Raw genomic sequence first — 18168 nt, 5'->3', positions numbered from 1 at the left:
ATTTGGGTCGGATCGTCTCCGGCCACTGGACTATTTCTGTATTCAGGATAAAATGCAATACGGTATTTCGACTTGCTGACCATTTGGGCGGCAAGGCAGAAATGAGCCCAATATCTTGGCAGGATTGCGCAAAATTCCTGAAAGCCAGGGATTGCAAGTCGCATTCAAGTCTGAATACAAGACTGAACGCAATATCGAGATGTGCTGAAGGAGAGGCCTGTGCGCGCCCTATTCGTCGATGCCAACGAGACCCTGGCGGCGGTGACCGACAAGCTGCTGGCCTCGCAGAAGCTGCCGGTCAGCATCAACCGCAATCCCTCGATCAAGCCCGACGATCTGCCCGGCCTGCTCGGCGATGCCGAGATCATGATCGTCGATCACACCGCTGTGCCGAGTGCGATCGCCGAGCAGTGCAAGGCGCTGAAGCATGTCGTCTTCCTCGGCACCGGCGCGCGCAGTTACATGAACCCGGAAGAGCTCGCTGAGCGCGGCATCTCCGTGCATACGATCAAGGGTTATGGCGACACGGCCGTCGCCGAATGCGCGATCGCTCTGATGTGGGCCTCCGCCAAGAGCTTCGGCGAGATGGACCGCGGCATGCGCGAGGGCAATTGGCTGCGTCGCGATGCCGTGCAGCTCACCGGCAAGACCCTCGGCCTGATCGGCTTCGGCGGCATCGCCGCGGAAGCCGCGCGCATGGCGGCGGGCTGCGGCATGAAGGTGATCGCCTGGAACAGGTCGCCGAAGACGCATCCCGGTGTCGAGTTCGTCTCGCTGGAAAAGCTGCTGGCCGAGAGCCATGTCATCTCGCTGCATCTCCTGCTGAACGACGAGACCAAGGGTTTCCTGTCGCGCGAGCGCATCGCGCAGATGCGCCCCGGCAGCATTTTGATCAACACCGCGCGCGGCGCTGTCGTCGATGAGGACGCGATGCTCGATGCACTGCGCTCCGGCCACATCGCGCATGCCGGCCTCGACGTCTTCACCGTCGAGCCGCTGCCGGCCGGTCATGCCCTGACAAAACTGCCGAACGTGACGCTGTCGGCGCATTCGGCGTTCCGTACGCCCGAGGCGAGCGACAACCTCATCGGCGCGGCGCTCGATCACTGCCGCCGCATCATCGCCACCGGCAAGTAAAGACAGAAGGACATCCCATGTCGGATATCACCCGCATCGACCAGAACGCCCGCCGCAGCCGCGCCTCCGTGTTCGGCGATCTCGTTTTCCTCGCCGGGCAAGTGGCTGATACCAAGACCGCCGACATCACCCAGCAGACCAAAGAGGCGCTGGCCAAGGTCGACGACATGCTGGCGCGCGCCGGCACCGACAAGTCGCGCCTGCTCAGCGTGCAGGTCTGGCTCAAGACCATGGACGATTTCGACGCCATGAACGCGGTCTATGATGCCTGGGTCGTGCCGGGCAACACGCCGAGCCGCGCCTGCGGCAAGGTCGAGCTCGCCGATCCCGCCTTCCGTATCGAAGTGATCGCGATCGCGGCGCGCAAGTAGGGGCCGGTAGTGACCGTCCAGGCTCCCGCGTCGACGTTTCGCCCGGCCCAGCGCATCAGCGCGATCGGCGTCTCGGAGATCCTCAAGATCGGCGCGGTCGCGCAGCGGCTGAAGCGCGAGGGGCGGCCGGTGATCGTGCTCGGCGCCGGCGAGCCCGATTTCGACACGCCCGACCATGCCAAGGACGCGGCGATGCGCGCCATCCGCGGCGGCCAGACCAAATACACCATCCTCGACGGCTCGGTGGAGTTGAAGGCGGCAATCGCTGAAAAATTCCGCCGCGAGAACGATCTCGTCTATGCCGCCGACGAGATCACTGCCGGCGCCGGCGCCAAGCAGGTGATCCACAACGCCTTCATGGCGAGCTTAAGCGCCGGCGACGAGGTGATCCTCGCCGCGCCCTACTGGACCAGCTATGCCGACATGGTCCGCATCGCTGACGGCACGCCAGTCGACGTGCTCTGCCGCGAGGACAACGGCTTTCGTCTCGACGCGGCCGACCTCGAGCGCGCGATCACGCCGAAGACGCGCTGGCTGCTGCTGAACTCGCCGTCCAACCCGACCGGCGCGGCCTATTCCGCGGCGCAGCTTCGCCCGATCCTCGACGTGCTCAAGCGCCATCCGAATGTCTGGCTGATGGCCGACGATATCTACGAGCACCTGATCTATGACGGCATGCCGTTCGTCACGGCAGCAGTGCTCGAGCCGAGCCTGAAATCGCGCACGCTGACCGTCAACGGCGTCTCCAAGGCCTATGCCATGACCGGCTGGCGTGTCGGTTATGGCGGCGGCCCGCGCGAACTGATCGCGGCGATGGCGGTGGTGCAGAGCCAGAGCACGACCAATCCGTCTTCGGTGAGCCAGGCCGCCGCGATCGCCGCGCTGACCGGCCCGCAAGGCGTGCTGGTCGAGCGCCGCGCTGCGTTCCAGCGTCGCCGCGATATCGTGGTCGACGCGCTCAATGCTATCGACGGCGTCACCTGCCGTCGGCCGGAGGGCGCGTTCTACACCTATGCCAGCTGCGCCGGCCTGATCGGCCGCCGCACGCCGGATGGCGCCATCATCGACAGCGACGTGACGTTCTGCCGCTTCCTGCTGGAGAGGCATGACGTGGCCGTGGTGCCGGGCAGCTGTTTCGGCCTTGCACCTTATTTCCGCCTGTCCTACGCCACCTCGGAACAAAATCTGCGCGAAGCCTTAAAGCGCATCGCCAAAGCCTGCAGGGAGCTGTCATGACCATTCGCAACACCCGCACCGGGGGCCAGATCCTCATCGATCAGCTGGTCGCCCAGGGCGTCGATCGCGTCACCTGCGTGCCGGGCGAGAGCTACCTCGCGGCACTCGACGCGCTGCATGACAGCCCGATCGACGTCGTGATCTGCCGCGCCGAAGGTGGTGCGGCGATGATGGCGGAGGCCTATGGCAAGCTGACCGGCCGGCCCGGTGTCTGCTTCGTCACCCGCGGCCCCGGCGCGACCAATGCCAGCCACGGCGTTCACATCGCGATGCAGGACTCGACGCCAATGATCCTGTTCGTCGGCCAGGTCGATACCGGCATGCGCGAGCGCGAGGCGTTTCAGGAACTCGACTACAAAGCCGTGTTCGGCTCCATGGCGAAATGGGCGGTCGAGATCGATCGTCCCGACCGCATTCCCGAGCTGGTGGCGCGCGCCTTCCGCGTCGCGATGCAGGGCCGTCCGGGTCCCGTCGTGATCGCGCTGCCGGAGAACATGCTGACGGAGACCGCCACTGTCGCCGACGCCATGCGCATCGAGCCGGCGGTGAGCTGGCCCGCGCCCGCCGATATCGAGCAGGTCGGTGCGATGCTTGCGAGCGCCAAGGCGCCGCTGGTCATCCTCGGCGGCTCGCGCTGGAGCGATGAAGCCACCAAGAGCATCGCGCGCTTTGCCGAGCGGTTCGACCTGCCGGTCGCGACCTCGTTTCGCCGCGCGTCGCTGATCGACGCCGATCATTCGCATTATGCCGGCGATCTCGGCATCGGGCCGAGTCCGGGCCTGAAGGCGCGCATCGATAACGCCGATGTCATTCTGCTCGTCGGCGGCCGCATGTCGGAGATGCCGTCCTCGTCCTACACGCTGCTCGACATTCCGATGCCGCAACAGAAGCTGATCCACGTGCATCCGGGCTCCGAAGAGCTCGGTCGCCTCTATCAGCCCGCGCTCGCGATCCAGGCGACGCCTGCCGCATTCGCTGCCGCCGTCGAGACGCTGAAGCCCGCAGGTGCGGTCGCCTGGAAGGGCGAGGCCGCCAAGGCGCATGCCGATTATCTCGCCTGGACCGAGAAGGCGCGCGAGCTACCGGGCACGTTCCAGTACGGCCAGGTCATGACCTGGTTGCGCGACCGCCTGCCGAAGGACGCGATCGTCTGCAACGGCGCCGGCAACTATGCCGGCTGGATTCATCGCCATCACCGCTTCCACAGCTTTGCGTCGCAGCTCGCGCCGACCTCGGGATCGATGGGCTATGGCGTGCCGGCGGCGGTTCTCGCCAAACGGCAGTTTCCGGATCGCGTCGTCGTCGCCTTTGCCGGCGACGGCTGCTTCCTGATGAACGGCCAGGAGTTCGCGACCGCCGTGCAGTACGACGCGCCGCTGATCGTCATTGTCGTCGATAATTCGCAATACGGCACCATCCGTATGCACCAGGAGCGCGACTATCCCGGCCGCGTCGTCGGTACCCAGCTCAAGAACCCTGATTTTGCGATGTACGCGAAGGCGTTCGGCGGCCATGGCGAGCGCGTCGAGCGCACCGAGGAGTTCGCGCCGGCGTTCGAGCGCGCGCTCGCCTCGGGCAAGCCGTCGATCCTCCATTGCATCATCGATCCCCGCGCGATTTCGGTCGGCAAGGATTTTTCGCCCGCGGTGAAGGCGTAAGCGATGCCCGAAGGCCGCCACGTCGCCATCATCGGAGCCGGCGCGGTCGGCGTGATCAGCGCCATCGAGGCGCTGCGCGAGGGCCATCGCGTCACGCTGATCGATGCAGGCGAGCCCGGTGGCGAACAGGCGGCGAGCTACGGCAATGCCGGCTGGCTTTCCTCGCATTCGGTGATCCCGCCGGCCGAGCCGGGCATCTGGAAGAAGGTGCCTGGCTATCTCATGGATCCGCTCGGCCCGCTCGCGATCCGTTGGTCGTATTTGCCAAAGGCATTGCCGTGGCTGATCAAATATCTGCTGTCGGGCTGGACCGAGGCGCGCGTCGAGAAGACGGCCTTTGCGCTGCGCGACCTCCTGAAGGATGCGCCGCTACTGCACCGGAAGCTCGCGGAAGAGGCCGGTGTCCCCGAATTGGTCGAGCGCAACGGCGTGATGCACGTGTTCCCGTCGCGCGGCAACTTCGACAACGATCTTGGCTGGCGCCTGCGCAAGAAGGTCGGCGTCGAATGGCTGGAGCTGAACGCCGACGAGATGCGTCAGCGCGAGCCGGATCTGCATCCGCGCTACACCTTTGGCGTGGTGGTCGAAGAAGCGGGGCGCTGCCGCGATCCCGGTGCTTACGTTGCAGCCCTCGCTCAGCATGCACTGGCAAGCGGCGCTAAGCTCGTACGCGCAAAGGCGACGGGGCTTAAGCTTTCCGGCAACAAGCTTGTCGCCGTCCTCACCGAGACCGGCGAGATTCCTTGCGATGCCGCAGTGGTTGCGGCTGGCGCGCATTCAAAACGGTTGACCGCATCCGTCGGTGATCCGCTGCCGCTCGAGACCGAGCGCGGCTATCACGTCATGATCGAGCACCCGGAATCAGGTCCGCGCAGCTCGATGATGGCGTCCGACGCAAAGATGGTGGTGAACTGGACCGACAAGGGCCTGCGCGCCGCCGGCACGGTCGAGATCGCCGGCTTAGAGGCCGCGCCGAACTGGAAGCGCGCCGAGATCTTGCGCAACCACCTCCTCAGCATGTTTCCAAAACTGCCGAGGGATATTCCGTCGTCGCGCATAAAAACCTGGTTTGGGCATCGGCCGAGCATGCCGGACGGCATTCCCTGCATCGGCACCGCGCGCGCGTCGCGCGACATCGTCTATGCCTTCGGCCACGGCCATATCGGTCTGGTCAGCTCGGCCCGCACCGGCCGACTCGTCGCGCAGCTCCTGAGCGGCAAGCAGCCCGAAATTCCGCTCGCGCCGTTTTCGCCCAATCGCTTCCTCTGAGATCGCACCATGACTTATCCAGCCAACTCATCCTCTCGTATCGCCCGTGGCGGCAAGGCCATCTACGGCGCGCCGCTCGGCATCCTGATGCTGGAGGCGCGCTTCCCCCGCATTCCCGGCGACATGGGTAACGGCACGACCTGGCCATTCCCGGTGCTCTATCGCGTGGTGAGCGGCGCTTCGCCGGAGAAGGTGGTGCTGAAGGGCGCGGCGGGTCTGCTGCCTGACTTCATCGATGCGGCCAAGGATCTGGTGCGGCTCGGGGCCGAAGCCATCACCACCAATTGCGGCTTTCTCTCGCTGTTCCAGAAGGAGATCGCGGCGGCCGTCGGCGTTCCCGTTGCGACCTCGTCGCTGATGCAGGTGCCGTGGGTGCAGGCGACCTTGCCGCCGGGCAAGCGCGTCGGCCTCGTCACGGTGTCTGGCTCGACCCTGACGCCGGCCCATCTCGAAGGCGCCGGTGTGCCGCTCGATACGCCGCTGGTCGGCACCGAGCATGGCAAGGAATTCTTCCGCGTTCTGATCAAGGCCGAGAAGGATGACATGGACGTCGCGCAGGCCGAGCGCGATGTGGTCGAGGCGGGCAAGCAGCTCGTGGCAAAAAACCCTGACGTCGGTGCCATCGTGCTCGAATGCACCAACATGCCACCTTATGCGGCCGCGCTGCAGGCTGAGGTTGGGTTGCCGGTCTACGACATCTATTCCATGATCACCTGGTTTCATGCTGGACTGCGCCCGCGCGCGTTCGCCTGATTCCCAGTCAGGAAGCTCTTCACAACCTCCGCTGTTGTTTGCATTGCAATCGCTCCCACAGCCCCGGTATATTGGGCTGTGTGCGGGCATGAATGCAGCTGATGATGAGCAACGTGGAACTGGCTTCCGATAGTATCGTCGATCGCGTCTATGAACAGCTCAAGGCGATGGCCGTGAGTTATGAGTTCAAGCCGGGCGAGCGTCTCAACGAGGGCGAGCTGGCCAAGCGTCTTGGCGTCAGCCGCACGCCGCTGCGCGAAGCGCTCAACCGTCTCAACACCGAGGGCTTTCTGCGCTTCACGCCGGGCAAGGGCTTCTTCTGCCGCGAGCTCGACGCCCACGAGATCTTCGATCTCTACGAGCTGCGCAAGTCGATCGAGGTCGCCTCGGTCCGCCTCGCCATCAAGCGCGCCAAGGATGAGGACATCGACGCGCTGCTGAAATTCCTCGAAGCCACCGGCCCCGATCCCGGCGAGCGCTCTTCAGTCGAATTGGTCGAGCTCGACGAGACCTTTCACGAGCGGCTGATGGCGATGTCGAACAATGCCGAGATGTTGCGCGTGCTCCGCAACGTCAACGCCCGCATCCGCTTCGTGCGCTGGATCGACATGGACAGTATCAACCGCTCCAGCACGCAAGCCGAGCACCGCGCGGTCGTCGAAGGGTTGAAAGCGCGTAACGAAGACGCCTGCGTCTCGGTGCTGGAAAAGCACATCGACCGCCGCCTCGATCGCATCACCTCTGCGATCAAGGAAGGCTACGCGCAGATCTACATGCCGGCCGCGGCAAGGTCTGCGGGGAACTGAGGCTCTCTTCACCTCGCCCCGCTTGCGGGGAGAGGTCGGATTGCATCGAAGATGCAATCCGGGTGAGGGGGTACAGGTCTATCGGTAGACTCCTCGCATGGAGAGAGCCCCTCACCCCAACCCTCTCAGCGCGAGCGAAGCTCGTCGCGCCCCCGTAAGAACGGGGAGAGGGAGCAGAGGCACCGGTGCTGCGGCCAACGCCAGCTATACAATCCGTCAATACCTGCTCATGCCAGACGGTCAGAGCCTTCGCGCCCGAACATCGCTAGCGTGCCGCTCGAAATTCACGGAGACACGCGGTGCATAGCCCAAAGCCTAATCCCGACACGCGCAGCAGTGACGACTGGCCGTCCGAGCTCTACCGCGTCCTGAAGGCCGCCGACGTCAGGCAGATGTCGTACGTGCCGGATGCCGGCCACAGCCAGCTGATCCGTATGTTCTCGGCCGACCGCGATGTCACCACCAATGTGCTGACGACCGAGGAGGAGGGCATCGCGATCGCCGCGGGCGCGTGGCTTGGCGGCCAGCGCAGCGTGCTGCTGATGCAGTCGAGCGGTGTCGGCAATTGCATCAACATGCTGTCGCTGTCGGCGATCGGCCGTTTTCCGCTGCTGATGCTGGTGACGATGCGCGGCGAATGGGCCGAGTTCAATCCCTGGCAGGTGCCGATGAGCCGGGCGACGCAGCCCTCGCTGGAGGCGATCGGGCTGAAGGTGATGCGGGCGGAAACGCCGGAGGATCTGGTCGAAACTGTCGAGTCGGCCGCCGCGCTCGCCTATGAAGCCGACCAGCAGATCGCGGTCCTGATCGGGCAGCGCCTGATCGGCAAGAAGAAGTGGTGATATCGATGTCCGTTCCCTCCCAGCTCGATCGCCGTGCCGCCGTCGCGGCACTCCTGAATAACCGCAAGGACACGCTGGTCGTCTCCGGCCTCGGCTCTTCCACCTACGACCTGCATTCCGTCGGCGACCACGACGGCAATTTCTATCTCTGGGGCGCCATGGGCGGCGCCGCGCTGATCGCGCTTGGATTGGCGCAGGCCCAGCCGGGCAAGCGCGTTCTCGCCTTGACTGGCGACGGTGAGCAATTGATGGGGATCGGTGGTCTCGCCACCATCGGCGTCGCCCGTCCGCGCAATCTCGACATCGTCGTGATCGACAACCAGCATTTTGGCGAGACCGGGATGCAAGCGAGCCATACCGGGCGTGGCGTCGACTTGACGGCGATCGCTACGGCCTGCGGCTTTGCCGCAACCGCGACGTTGCGGACGCTCGAGGAGGTGCAGAGCCTCGCTACGCAGATCGCGCAGCCGGCCGATGGCCCGCGGCTTTTTGTCATCAAGGTCAAGGCCGAAAATCCGCCGCGCTCGCTGCCCTCGCGCGATGCCGTCTTTATCAAGAACCGGTTCCGTGCTCATCTCGGCTTTGCGGCGGCTTGAACTGGAGGCCTCTCCGGGATAGCTCGCTGCCCTAAGCAGCTATCCTGGAGTGAGACCCATGAAACTATCCGGCAAGGTCGCCGCCATCACCGGCGCGGCACGTGGCATTGGCAAGGCCTGCGCAAAGCGATTCCTCGATGACGGCGTCAAGGTCGTGATCTCGGATGTCGATGCCGAGGGCCTCGCCGCGACGGCTGCCGAACTCGGGCGGCCGGATACCTTGCGCACCGTGGTCGGCAATGTCGCCAAGCGCGCCGATGTCGATCAGCTTGTCGCGACCGCTGTGAAAGAGTTCGGCCGGCTCGACATCATGGTCAACAATGCCGGCGTTGCCCGCAACCGGGACATCCTGGAGATTTCCGAGGAGGAATTCGACGAAATCATCGGCATCAATCTGAAGGGCGCGTTCTTCGGCGTCCAGGCGGCGGCGAGGCAGATGATCGCGCAAGGCGGCGGTGGCGTCATCATCAACATGTCCTCGGTGAACGCGCTGCTGGCGATCCCGGCGCTTGCGACCTACGCGATGTCCAAGGGCGGCATGAAGCAGCTCACATCGGTTGCCGCGGTGGCGTTGGCTCCGCACAACATCCGCGTCGTCGCGGTCGGGCCGGGCACGATTTTGACCGACATGGTCGCGTCGTCGATCTACACATCCGAGGATGCCCGCAAGACCGTGATGTCACGCACGCCGGCCGGCCGCGGCGGCGAGCCGAGCGAGGTGGCGTCCGTCGTCGCGTTCCTGGCCAGCGACGATGCGTCCTACATCACGGGGCAGACCATCTATCCCGATGGCGGCCGGCTGATCCTGAACTACACGGTGCCGGTGAAGGACAAGTAGCTCTTCGGATTTTTGTTTGACGCGTTTTCTTCACGCGTACCGGTATCCACTTCGCTCGAAAACGCTCTACGACTTCACCGCGCCCGAGGTCATGCCGTCGATGAACTGGCGCTGCAGCAGCACGAAGATCGCGACGATCGGCAGCACGATCGTCACGGCCGCGGCGAGCATCTCGCCCCAGTCGGTCGAATACTGGCCGGTCAGATTGTAGAAGCGCACGATCGCGGTGACGTTGCTGTCGTTCTGCAGGAACGTCACGGCGATGACGAACTCGTTCCAGGCGTTCAGCCCGACGATGATGGCGACCGTGAGCAGCCCCGGCCGCATCATCGGCAGGATCACGTACCAGAAGGTCTGCCACGGCTTGGCGCCGTCGACCTGCGCGGCTTCCTCCAGCGCGACCGGAATCGCGAGCGCATAGGTGCGCAACAGGAAGATCGCGAAGGGTGAGAACATCGCGGTGTAGATCAGTGCCACCGCAGGGATCGAATTCACCAGCCCAAGCTTGGCGAAGATGAAATACAACGGATACAGATAAAGCTGCACGGGCACGGTGATCGTGGCCATGAAGTAGAAGGTGATGAAGCGCCAGAATTTGCCCTTCTGCCGCGCCAGCACATAGGCGCAGGGCGTCGCGGTGACGCAGACCATCAAAATGGTGAGGATCGCGACCTCGGCGCTGTGCAGCAGGCTGGGACCGAGCTGGGCATTGCGCCAGGCGGAGGAAAAATTCTCCCAGTGCAGCTGGGTCGGCAGCGCGAGCGGGTCGCTGTCGATCTCGACTGTCGTCTTCAGCGCGTTCATCACGGCGAGCACGATCGGCAGCAGCGAGCTGAACGATGCGACACCGATCAGCCCAAGGCTGAACGTCCTGCTCCAGCGGTCCCCGATCATGTCGATTGCGCGTCGTCGGTGATCTGGAGCCAGAGATAGACGGCGGTGGCGCAGAGGCCGAACAGGCTCATGACGCAGGCCGCCGCCGCGGCCTGACCGACATCGCCTTCGAAGAAGGCGTGGCGGTAGGCGAAGGTTGCCAGCACCTCGCTGCCATAGGCGGGTCCGCCGCGGGTGACGATGAAGATGAACTCGAACACCTGAAACGACCAGATCACGGTCAGGATCAGCATGAGCGTCAGCGTCGGGCGAATGCCTGGAATCAGCACGTAGCGGAACAGCTGGAGGAAGCCGGCGCCGTCGAGCCGCGCGGCCTCGATCTGCTCGACGCTGATCTGCCGCATCGCCGACAGAAACACCACAGCAAGAAAGCCCCACCAGTGCCAGATGTCGACGGCGGCCACCGCATAAAGCGAACGGTCGGGGTCGGCGAGGGGATCGGAGATCGAGAAGCCGTGCTCGTTCAGCCAGGCGACGATGCCGGTCGCCGGGCTGAAGATCATGCCCTGGAAGATGCGGCCTGTGACCGCGACCGCGATGATGCGCGGCAGGAAAATGATGGACTGCACCACGATGCGCGCTTTCGGCGCCATCAGCAGTGCCGCGGCCATCACCAGCGCGAGGCAGACAGGCACGGTGAGGAAGATCGCGGTCCAGATGAAGTTGTTGGTGAGAGCCGACCAGAACACGGGGTCGGCGACCATGTTCTGGAAATTGGCCAGGCCCGCCCACGCCGGCGTGCCGACACCATCCCACATGAAGAACGCCGCCGTGAATGTCAGCACGGCGGGCACCAGGATGATGCAGATGTTGATCAGCAGCGCCGGGAGCGCGAACAGCCACATGTTGGAATCAGGCCGTCCGCGGCGGCAGCGGCGGCACCTTGCCTTCCTTCGCTTCCTGGCTGAACAGCGTCTGCATCCGGGTCAGGTAAGCATCCGCTGTGATCTTGTTGAGCCAGACCTGCTCGATGCCCTCGATCAGGTAGGAGTTGGTGGCACCGGGCCAGAACGTCCAGGTGGTGAAGCCGTATTGTCCCTTGCTGAAGGCCTCGTGCAGAGTCGCGACGGTCTTCTCGAACAGGGGATAGCCAATGCCGCTGAGCATCTCCGGTGGCAGGTCCTTGACCGGCAGCGCCCATTTGCCGGGCCAGTCGCGGTTCATGGTCTCGTAGAATTTGCGTGTCAGCATGAATTCGAACACGGCGGCGGCGCCCTCGGCGTTCTGCGAGGTCTTGGCGATCGACAGCGTCGCGCCGCAGGCGAGGTGCACCAGCGGCCCGGTGAAGGCCGAACCGAGGCTTGGCGTCGGCATCACGTCCATCACCGTGTCGGGCTTGGACATGCCGTAGGACTTGGTACCAAACGTCCAGGTGCCGCCCAGCGCCATCGCCGCCTTGCCGTTCACGACCTGCAGAAAACTCTGCTCAATCGTCAGCGAGAAGTAGTTCTTGCCGAAATAGCCCTTGTTGTACCAGGCCTTTGAGAGCTCGACGGCCTCGACGAAGGGCGGCGCGGTCCAGGGCAACTCGCCTGCGAGCGCCTTGCGGACATTGTCGGGGCCGGCGACGTTGTTGAGGAACACCGTCATCAGCCATTCGTTGACGCCCTTCCAGTCGGCATTGCCGGCCCCGAAGGGGATGATGCCCTTGGCGAGCGCGGCGTCGGCGACTTCTTCCATCTCCTGCCGGTTGGTCGGTAGCTTCCAGCCGTTCTGCTTGAACAGATCCTTGTTGTAGAAGAGGTGCATGGACTCGTAGTCGCGCGGGAGCGCGTAGAGCTTGCCGCCATAAACGCTGGTGTTGAGCAGCGGCGCGAGGAAGCGGTCCTTCCACTTGTACTTCTCGGCGAAATCGTCGAGCGCCAGCACCTGGCCGGCATTGGCGATCGCGGTGAGGTAGGCGGGGCCTGCGGTCTGCACGATGTCGGGTCCGTTGCCGGCGACGAGAGCGACCTTCAGCAGATTGTTGACCGCCGCGCCCTTCACTTCCATCTGCAGCAGATATTTGTCCTGCGACGCATTGAAGGCCTCGACCAGATCGTTGCGCAGCGCGGCCTGTCCGTCCGGATTCGCCGAGCCGAACCACATGGTCACGACCTTGCGCGCGTCCTCGGCGCGGGCGCCGCGCGGCAAATTGGCTGCAAGCGCGGCGGCTGGAATGGCGGCGACAAGCTGGCGTCGGGTCATGGTCATGGCGATGAACCTCGGTTTCCTCGGGGTACGAATGGCAATTGTTGATTTTGCTTTAGTAATACGTATAACTAAGCGGAATGATGACGTCAACAACGAGGACGAAGCGGGGGAAGGGGCGCGACAAAGCAGCGCCGGGCCGCCCCACGCAGAAGGATATTGCGCTCGCGGCTGGCGTTTCGCAGGCCGCGGTGTCGCTCGTCCTGAACAAGGCGGAGACGCCGTCCGTCCCGCCGGCCACGCGGACGCGGATCCTCGAAGTCGCAGAAGGGCTCGGCTACCGGCCGAACCATCCGGCGCGGATGCTGCGTAGCGCACGCACGATGACCTTTGCCTGCGTCATCCCTGACATCACCAACCCGTTCTATCCGGGTCTCGTTCGAGGATTGCAGACAGTCGCGGCGCCTGCCGGCTATGACGTGCTGATCTTCGATACCGACGGGCGGCCGGAACGTGAGGCCCGCGCGATCGACTGGTTGTTGCAGGGCCGCGCCGACGGCGTCGTCGCGACGTTCTTTCATCTGCGCGTGCCGCAGCTGGCCGTGCTCGCGCGAAAAGGCATTCCGCTGGTGCGGCTGGAGAGCCAGCACAAGCCGGATGGACCGCTCGCGATCGACAGCGTCTATATCGACAACGCGGAGGCCGCCGCCGCGATGACGCGGCTCCTGATCGCGCGCGGGCATCGCCGCATCGCGATGATCCAGGCCGAGTTCGGTCCGAGCCAGCGCCGCGCGCAGGGCTACAGTGCGGTAATGCGGGAGGCCGGGCTATCGCCCGATTTCGTCACCGACAGCGCCTATTCCGAAGAATCCGGCGCGCGGGCGATGAATCGGCTGCTCAAACGCAAGGGCGAGCGGCCAACCGCGGTGTTCGGCGCCAGCGACGTGCTGGCGCTCGGCGCGATGGAGGCGGCGCGCAATGCCGGGCTCTCGATTCCCGGCGATATCGCGATCGCCGGTTTCGACGACATCCCGGTCGCAAAGCTGCTCGGCCTCACCACGGTGCGGCAGCCGGAGTTCGACCTCGGCGCGCTCGCGGCGGAAACGCTGGTGAAGCGGTTGCAGCCGGGCGGGCTCGCCTCGCCCGGCAAGAGCCACGAGCTGAAATTCGAGATCATGAAACGCTCGTCGGTTTGACCGGCGAAACAATTGAACGTGGGAGTGAACAAGTGACGGCAATTCCTCATGACTACGCGGAGCGCGTCTATGCCGGCGTGCTCGGCAAGCTCATCGGCGTCTATCTCGGCCGGCCCTTCGAGGGCTGGACCTATGAGCGCATCATAAAGGAGCTCGGGCCGATCAATTATTACGTCAACGAGCGCCGCGACGTGGCTCTCCGCTCGCATCATCTCGTCGTCACCGACGACGATGTCTCCGGCACCTTTGCGTTTCCGCGCGCGCTCGCCGACAACGGCTATCCAAAGCGCCTGACCGCGAGGCAGGTCGGGCAGGCCTGGCTGAACTACATCGTCGAGGAGCGCGCCGTGCTGTGGTGGGGCGGCATCGGCAATTCCACCGAGCACACCGCCTATCTCCGCCTGAAGTCCGGTATCCCTGCGCCGCAGAGCGGTTCGATCGAGCTGAACGGTGCAACGGTCGCCGAGCAGATCGGCGCGCAGATCTTTATCGATGGCTGGGCGATGGTGAGCCCGGGCAATCCCGAGCAGGCCGCTTATCTCGCCGATCAGGCCGGCCGCGTCAGCCATGACGGTGAATCCGTGCATGCTGCAAAACTGCTGGCGGCGATGGAGGCGCAAGCCTTCGTCGAGCGCGACGTGCAGAAGCTGATCGACACAGGTCTTGCCTTCGTGCCGAAGGACGCGCTGATCCGGCGCGTCGTCAATGACGTGCGTGACTGGCACGCCGGCGACAATAGCAACGACTGGGAGCGCACCCGCGCGCTGATCGCCGAGCGTTACGGCTACGATAAATTCCTCGGCAACTGCCACGTCGTGCCCAACCACGCGCTGATCATTCTAGCGACGCTCTACGGCGAGAACAGTTTTCAGGATGCGATGCGGATCGCCAACACGGCCGGCTGGGACACGGACTGCAACGCCGGCAATGTCGGTTGCCTGTTCGGCATCCGCACCGGATTGGCCGGTCTCGACGCGGGCCCGGACTTCCGCACGCCGGTCGCCGACCGCATGTATATCTCGACCGCCGACGGCGGCGCCGCGATCACCGATGCGGTGATCGAGACGCAGTCGCTGGTCGCGGCAGGGCTTGCGCTGGCGGGCGCGCCGGCGCTTGCGGTGGCCAAGAACGGCGCGCGTTTCAATTTCAATTTTCCGGGTAGTCTGCAGGGCTTCCACGTCAAGGGCGGCTCGCCGGCGCGGCTGCACGAGGTCGAGCTCAGCAACGTCGCCGGCCATAGCCGCAATGGCGAGCGCAGTCTTGCGATCGGCTTCCGCCGCCTCGCGCCCGGCCGCGTGGCGCGCATTGCCAGCCCCACCTACTTCGACAAGGAGGTGTTTTCGATGCCGACCTATCAGCTGGTGTCATGCCCGACGCTGTATTCGGGCCAGCGCGTCGAGTGCCGGCTGGAATCCGAGACCGACAGTGGTACGGCGTCGGTACGGCTGTTCGCCAGTGTCTATGACGAGCGCGACGAGCTGGTGCAGATCTATGGCGATGCGCAGGAGCTCACAGGCGGCTGCGAGGCCGTGCTGAGCTGGCAGGTGCCGGAGACGAACGCCTATCCGATCTTCGAGATCGGAATCGAGATCGAGACGCGCGATCCGCTCGGTGTCGATGGCACGCTGTATCTGGACTACCTGACCTGGGGCGGTGCGGCCGACACCGTGCTGAAACGTCCGGACAACAATGTCAGCACGATGTGGAAGCACGCCTGGGTCAACAATGTCAGCCAGTTCCAGACCCGCTGGGAAGGCCTGCGCGTCACCAACGGCGATGGTCTCGGCTTCATCGCGCAGGGCTCGCGCGACTGGAAGGATTATCGGGTGACCTCGGAGATCACGCCGCTTTTGGCGAATGCATGGGGCCTCGCGGCGCGCGTGCAGGGACGCGAGCGCTATTATGCGCTGATGTTCGATCGGGCAGAGGGCGGCCGCGTGCGCCTGGTCAAGCGCGTGCATGACGAGGTCGTGCTGGCCAGCGAGCGTTCTGACTGGCAGCTCGATCGCAAATACAAGGTCGAGCTGTGTGTGGTCGGCCGCGAGATCGAAGCCCATCTCGACGGCAAGAAGCTATTCAGCGTGCAGGACGCCGGCGAGCTACCGTTAAGCGGTGGCGCGGTCGCGCTGGTCGTCGACAGCGGATCGATCTCGGCCGAAGAGGTGAGGGTGGCGCCGGTCTAAGGCCTGATGGGATGAGGTCGAATCGAGTTCGGCCGATGGCAGCGCTCTCTCCGTTCCCTCCCCCCTTGTGGGGGAGGGGCAGGGAGGGGGGTGCCACACGGGGATTCCCTCCGTCGCGCACGGCTCTCGCTGCATCATCAACAACCGGCACCATTTCCTGGGCTACCCCCCTCCCTAGCCCTCCCCCCTTGTGGGCAGGGGAATCGCATGTGAGCGTTCTCTGTAAGGCATTGCGATTTGGACAGAAATCGATTCTGAAGGAGGCTCCTGAATTGGCAGGAGCGGCCGATGGATCGATTCTCGGAGTGCTTCGAAGACCTGCCTGACCCGCGGGCGGACAATGCGCTGCATGATCTGACAGAGCTTTTGTTCATTGCGCTGATGGCGACGTTGTGCGGAGCGACGAGTTGCACCGACATGGCGTTGTTTGCACGGCTGAAGGCCTATCTTTGGCAGGACGTGCTGGTGCTCAAGCATGGGCTGCCAAGTCATGACACGTTCAGTCGCGTGTTCCGTATGCTCGATCCAAAGGCGTTCGAGACAGCGTTCCGGCGCTTTATGGAAGCCTTCGCCGAGGGCGCGAAGATCGCACGGCCGCAGGGCGTGATCGCACTGGATGGCAAGGCGCTGCGGCGGGGCTACGAGCGCGGCAAAAGCCACATGCCGCCGATCATGGTGACGGCGTGGGCGGCGCAGACGCGCATGGCGCTGGCCAATGTTCTGGCGCCGAACAACAACGAAGCCGCCGGCGCCTTGCAATTGCTCGAACTGCTGCAACTCAAGGGGTGCATCGTGACAGCCGATGCGCTGCACTGTCATCGCGAGATGGCCAAGCAGATCGTGGCACGGGGCGGCGATTACGTGCTGGCAGTGAAGGAGAACCAGCCCGCTCTGCTGGCCGACGCCAAGGCGGCGATTGCCGCAGCGGCCCGCAAGGGCAAGAAGCCGGTTGCCACCACCGATGCAGATCATGGGCGCAAGGAAAAGCGCAGCGCGCTTGTCGTGCCGGTCAAGGACATGGAGAAGACGCACAACTTCCCTGGCCTCAAAGCCGTCGCGCAGATCAGCAGCAAGCGCGGCAAGGACAAAGCCGTCGAGCGCTACTTCCTGATGAGCCAAAACTACAGTCGCACGGAGGTTCTGCGCATTGTTCGCACCCATTGGACCATCGAAAACGGCCTGCACTGGCCGCTCGATGTCATCCTCGACGAGGATCTGGCCCGCAACCGCAAGGACAACGGTCCGGCCAACCTTGCCGTACTCAGAAGACTTGCCCTCAATGTGGCCAGGGCTCACCCCGACACCACCACCTCCTTGCGCCTCAAGCTCAAGCGCGCCGGCTGGAACGATGCCTTTCTTTTTGAGCTCCTCGGCCACATGCGATAGCCCTGCCCACAAGGGGGGAGGGAACGCACCTTCGTCGGGGCGCTAGCCGAAACTCAACCTATCACACACTAGCGACGATCACTCCGCCGCGATCGTCATGCCGTAGCCGAGCCGCTTCGAGATGTGGCCGGCGCAGTCGCGTAGGGCATGGGCGATGGGACTGTCCCAGCGCGCATCGAACGTGCCCTCCGGCCCCATCGCGGTGATGACCAGCGCGACATGGCCGGCATGGTCGAACACCGGCGCGGAGAAGGCGTTGACGCCGGGGAGCGGATCGCCGAGGGCGCGGGCAAGCCCGTGCTTGCGGACCTCGGCCAGCATTTCGGCGACCTTGGCGCCTTTCACCGGCCGCTTCGGATTGTAGCCGACGCCCTGGCGATCGAGCCCGCTTTCGAGCGCAGCGTTGATCGTCTTCTCCGGCAGGAACGCGGCAAAGGCGCGGCCGGTCGCGGTTTCCAGCAGCGCCATCACCGAGCCAGCGCGCATCACGATGTGAACGGGCTGGCCGGGTTCTTCGAGCTGCACGACAGTCGGGCCATGCGTGCCCCAGACCGCGAGCGAGACCGCGTGCCCGATCTGGCTGGCGAGCGCCGCGATCTTCGGCTGGGCGATGCGCACACCAGACAGACGGCGCAGGCTGATGAGGCCAAGCTCGAGCGCGAGCGCACCGATCTCGTAGCGGCCGGTCGTTTCATCCTGCTCGATCAAGCCAATGCGCGAAAAGCTGGCGAGATAAGGATGCGCCTTAGCCGGCGTCATGCCGGCTTCGCGGGCGAGATCGCGCAGCATCATCGGCTCGCCGCTTTTGGCGAGCGCACGGAGCAATTCTCCGCCGACTTCGATCGACTGGATGCCGCGGCTTTCTCTCTTCAT

The 18168-nt window shown here is 64.6% G+C and carries 17 protein-coding genes; 13 read left to right on the top strand and 4 right to left on the bottom strand.

The window, feature by feature from the left end; translation table 11 throughout:
- Window positions 1–219: 219 nt before the first annotated feature.
- The 10 genes from ACLFLU_RS33210 to ACLFLU_RS33165 all read left to right on the top strand — a co-directional run bounded on the left by ACLFLU_RS33210 (window position 220) and on the right by ACLFLU_RS33165 (window position 9506).
- Window positions 220–1137, top strand: coding sequence for an NAD(P)-dependent oxidoreductase (locus tag ACLFLU_RS33210; RefSeq protein WP_426408927.1), 918 nt, complete (start codon window positions 220–222; stop codon window positions 1135–1137).
- A gap of 17 nt (window positions 1138–1154) precedes the next feature.
- Entirely contained in the window at window positions 1155–1508 is a 354-nt protein-coding gene (locus tag ACLFLU_RS33205; protein WP_426408926.1) for a RidA family protein, read from the top strand.
- Between the two features lie 9 nt (window positions 1509–1517).
- The gene (locus ACLFLU_RS33200; RefSeq protein WP_426408925.1) at window positions 1518–2744 is read left to right on the top strand and encodes a pyridoxal phosphate-dependent aminotransferase; all 1227 of its coding nucleotides are present in this window, start codon (window positions 1518–1520) and stop codon (window positions 2742–2744) included.
- A complete protein-coding gene (locus ACLFLU_RS33195; protein ID WP_426408924.1) occupies window positions 2741–4402 on the top strand; it encodes a thiamine pyrophosphate-binding protein in 1662 nt (553 codons plus the stop codon). Before ACLFLU_RS33200 ends, ACLFLU_RS33195 begins: the two co-directional genes overlap by 4 nt.
- 3 nt (window positions 4403–4405) lie before the next feature.
- Window positions 4406–5671: an NAD(P)/FAD-dependent oxidoreductase gene (locus ACLFLU_RS33190; protein WP_426408923.1), complete on the top strand. Its 1266-nt coding sequence runs from the start codon at window positions 4406–4408 to the stop codon at window positions 5669–5671.
- Between the two features lie 9 nt (window positions 5672–5680).
- Window positions 5681–6424, top strand: a complete 744-nt coding sequence (locus ACLFLU_RS33185; RefSeq protein WP_426408922.1) for an aspartate/glutamate racemase family protein — start codon at window positions 5681–5683, stop codon at window positions 6422–6424.
- Between the two features lie 101 nt (window positions 6425–6525).
- Window positions 6526–7230 (top strand): GntR family transcriptional regulator, encoded by a 705-nt coding sequence (locus tag ACLFLU_RS33180; RefSeq protein WP_426408921.1) that lies wholly within the window; start codon window positions 6526–6528, stop codon window positions 7228–7230.
- Between the two features lie 299 nt (window positions 7231–7529).
- Window positions 7530–8072: a thiamine pyrophosphate-binding protein gene (locus ACLFLU_RS33175; protein ID WP_426408920.1), complete on the top strand. Its 543-nt coding sequence runs from the start codon at window positions 7530–7532 to the stop codon at window positions 8070–8072.
- Between the two features lie 5 nt (window positions 8073–8077).
- Window positions 8078–8668, top strand: a complete 591-nt coding sequence (locus ACLFLU_RS33170) for a thiamine pyrophosphate-dependent enzyme (RefSeq protein WP_426408919.1) — start codon at window positions 8078–8080, stop codon at window positions 8666–8668.
- A gap of 58 nt (window positions 8669–8726) precedes the next feature.
- Window positions 8727–9506, top strand: coding sequence for an SDR family NAD(P)-dependent oxidoreductase (locus ACLFLU_RS33165; protein WP_426408918.1), 780 nt, complete (start codon window positions 8727–8729; stop codon window positions 9504–9506).
- A 66-nt stretch (window positions 9507–9572) separates the two neighbouring features.
- On the opposite strand, the gene ACLFLU_RS33160 is transcribed toward ACLFLU_RS33165, so the two are convergent.
- Genes ACLFLU_RS33160 through ACLFLU_RS33150 form a run of 3 tightly spaced genes read right to left on the bottom strand, consistent with a single transcriptional unit; the run spans window position 9573 to window position 12593 of the window.
- Window positions 9573–10400 (bottom strand): carbohydrate ABC transporter permease, encoded by an 828-nt coding sequence (locus ACLFLU_RS33160; protein WP_426408917.1) that lies wholly within the window; start codon window positions 10398–10400, stop codon window positions 9573–9575.
- Window positions 10397–11245, bottom strand: coding sequence for a carbohydrate ABC transporter permease (locus ACLFLU_RS33155; RefSeq protein WP_426408916.1), 849 nt, complete (start codon window positions 11243–11245; stop codon window positions 10397–10399). The genes ACLFLU_RS33160 and ACLFLU_RS33155 overlap by 4 nt, the downstream gene beginning before the upstream one ends.
- A gap of 7 nt (window positions 11246–11252) precedes the next feature.
- Window positions 11253–12593 (bottom strand): ABC transporter substrate-binding protein, encoded by a 1341-nt coding sequence (locus tag ACLFLU_RS33150; protein WP_426408915.1) that lies wholly within the window; start codon window positions 12591–12593, stop codon window positions 11253–11255.
- Between the two features lie 188 nt (window positions 12594–12781).
- On the opposite strand from ACLFLU_RS33150, the gene ACLFLU_RS33145 reads away from it, so the two are divergent.
- The 3 genes from ACLFLU_RS33145 (at window position 12782) to ACLFLU_RS33135 (ending at window position 17295) form a co-directional block, all read left to right on the top strand.
- Window positions 12782–13726, top strand: coding sequence for a LacI family DNA-binding transcriptional regulator (locus ACLFLU_RS33145; RefSeq protein WP_426408914.1), 945 nt, complete (start codon window positions 12782–12784; stop codon window positions 13724–13726).
- Window positions 13727–13758: 32 nt separating this feature from the next.
- On the top strand, window positions 13759–15909 hold the full coding sequence (locus ACLFLU_RS33140; RefSeq protein WP_426408913.1) for an ADP-ribosylglycohydrolase family protein: 2151 nt from the start codon (window positions 13759–13761) through the stop codon (window positions 15907–15909).
- Window positions 15910–16197: 288 nt separating this feature from the next.
- Window positions 16198–17295, top strand: a complete 1098-nt coding sequence (locus ACLFLU_RS33135) for an ISAs1 family transposase (RefSeq protein ID WP_426408912.1) — start codon at window positions 16198–16200, stop codon at window positions 17293–17295.
- Window positions 17296–17373: 78 nt separating this feature from the next.
- Here the strand turns inward: ACLFLU_RS33135 and ACLFLU_RS33130 are convergent, their stop codons facing one another.
- Window positions 17374–18168 carry an IclR family transcriptional regulator gene (locus ACLFLU_RS33130; RefSeq protein WP_426408911.1) on the bottom strand — a complete coding sequence of 265 codons (795 nt, stop codon included), beginning with the start codon at window positions 18166–18168 and terminating at the stop codon, window positions 17374–17376.

The sequence above is a fragment of the Bradyrhizobium ganzhouense genome, from assembly GCF_049949285.1.
Lineage (GTDB): Bacteria > Pseudomonadota > Alphaproteobacteria > Rhizobiales > Xanthobacteraceae > Bradyrhizobium > Bradyrhizobium ganzhouense.
This window is presented reverse-complemented; position numbering and strand designations above follow the sequence as displayed.

Coding starts and splice junctions, on each gene's coding strand:
- ACLFLU_RS33205 (WP_426408926.1), top strand. CDS start 1,155: ATGTCGGATATCACCCGCATCGACCAGAACGCCCGCCGCAGCCGCGCC.
- ACLFLU_RS33180 (WP_426408921.1), top strand. CDS start 6,526: ATGATGAGCAACGTGGAACTGGCTTCCGATAGTATCGTCGATCGCGTC.
- ACLFLU_RS33160 (WP_426408917.1), bottom strand. CDS start 10,400: ATGATCGGGGACCGCTGGAGCAGGACGTTCAGCCTTGGGCTGATCGGT.
- ACLFLU_RS33195 (WP_426408924.1), top strand. CDS start 2,741: ATGACCATTCGCAACACCCGCACCGGGGGCCAGATCCTCATCGATCAG.
- ACLFLU_RS33170 (WP_426408919.1), top strand. CDS start 8,078: ATGTCCGTTCCCTCCCAGCTCGATCGCCGTGCCGCCGTCGCGGCACTC.
- ACLFLU_RS33135 (WP_426408912.1), top strand. CDS start 16,198: ATGGATCGATTCTCGGAGTGCTTCGAAGACCTGCCTGACCCGCGGGCG.
- ACLFLU_RS33150 (WP_426408915.1), bottom strand. CDS start 12,593: ATGACCATGACCCGACGCCAGCTTGTCGCCGCCATTCCAGCCGCCGCG.
- ACLFLU_RS33155 (WP_426408916.1), bottom strand. CDS start 11,245: ATGTGGCTGTTCGCGCTCCCGGCGCTGCTGATCAACATCTGCATCATC.
- ACLFLU_RS33165 (WP_426408918.1), top strand. CDS start 8,727: ATGAAACTATCCGGCAAGGTCGCCGCCATCACCGGCGCGGCACGTGGC.
- ACLFLU_RS33190 (WP_426408923.1), top strand. CDS start 4,406: ATGCCCGAAGGCCGCCACGTCGCCATCATCGGAGCCGGCGCGGTCGGC.
- ACLFLU_RS33185 (WP_426408922.1), top strand. CDS start 5,681: ATGACTTATCCAGCCAACTCATCCTCTCGTATCGCCCGTGGCGGCAAG.
- ACLFLU_RS33130 (WP_426408911.1), bottom strand. CDS start 18,168: ATGAAGAGAGAAAGCCGCGGCATCCAGTCGATCGAAGTCGGCGGAGAA.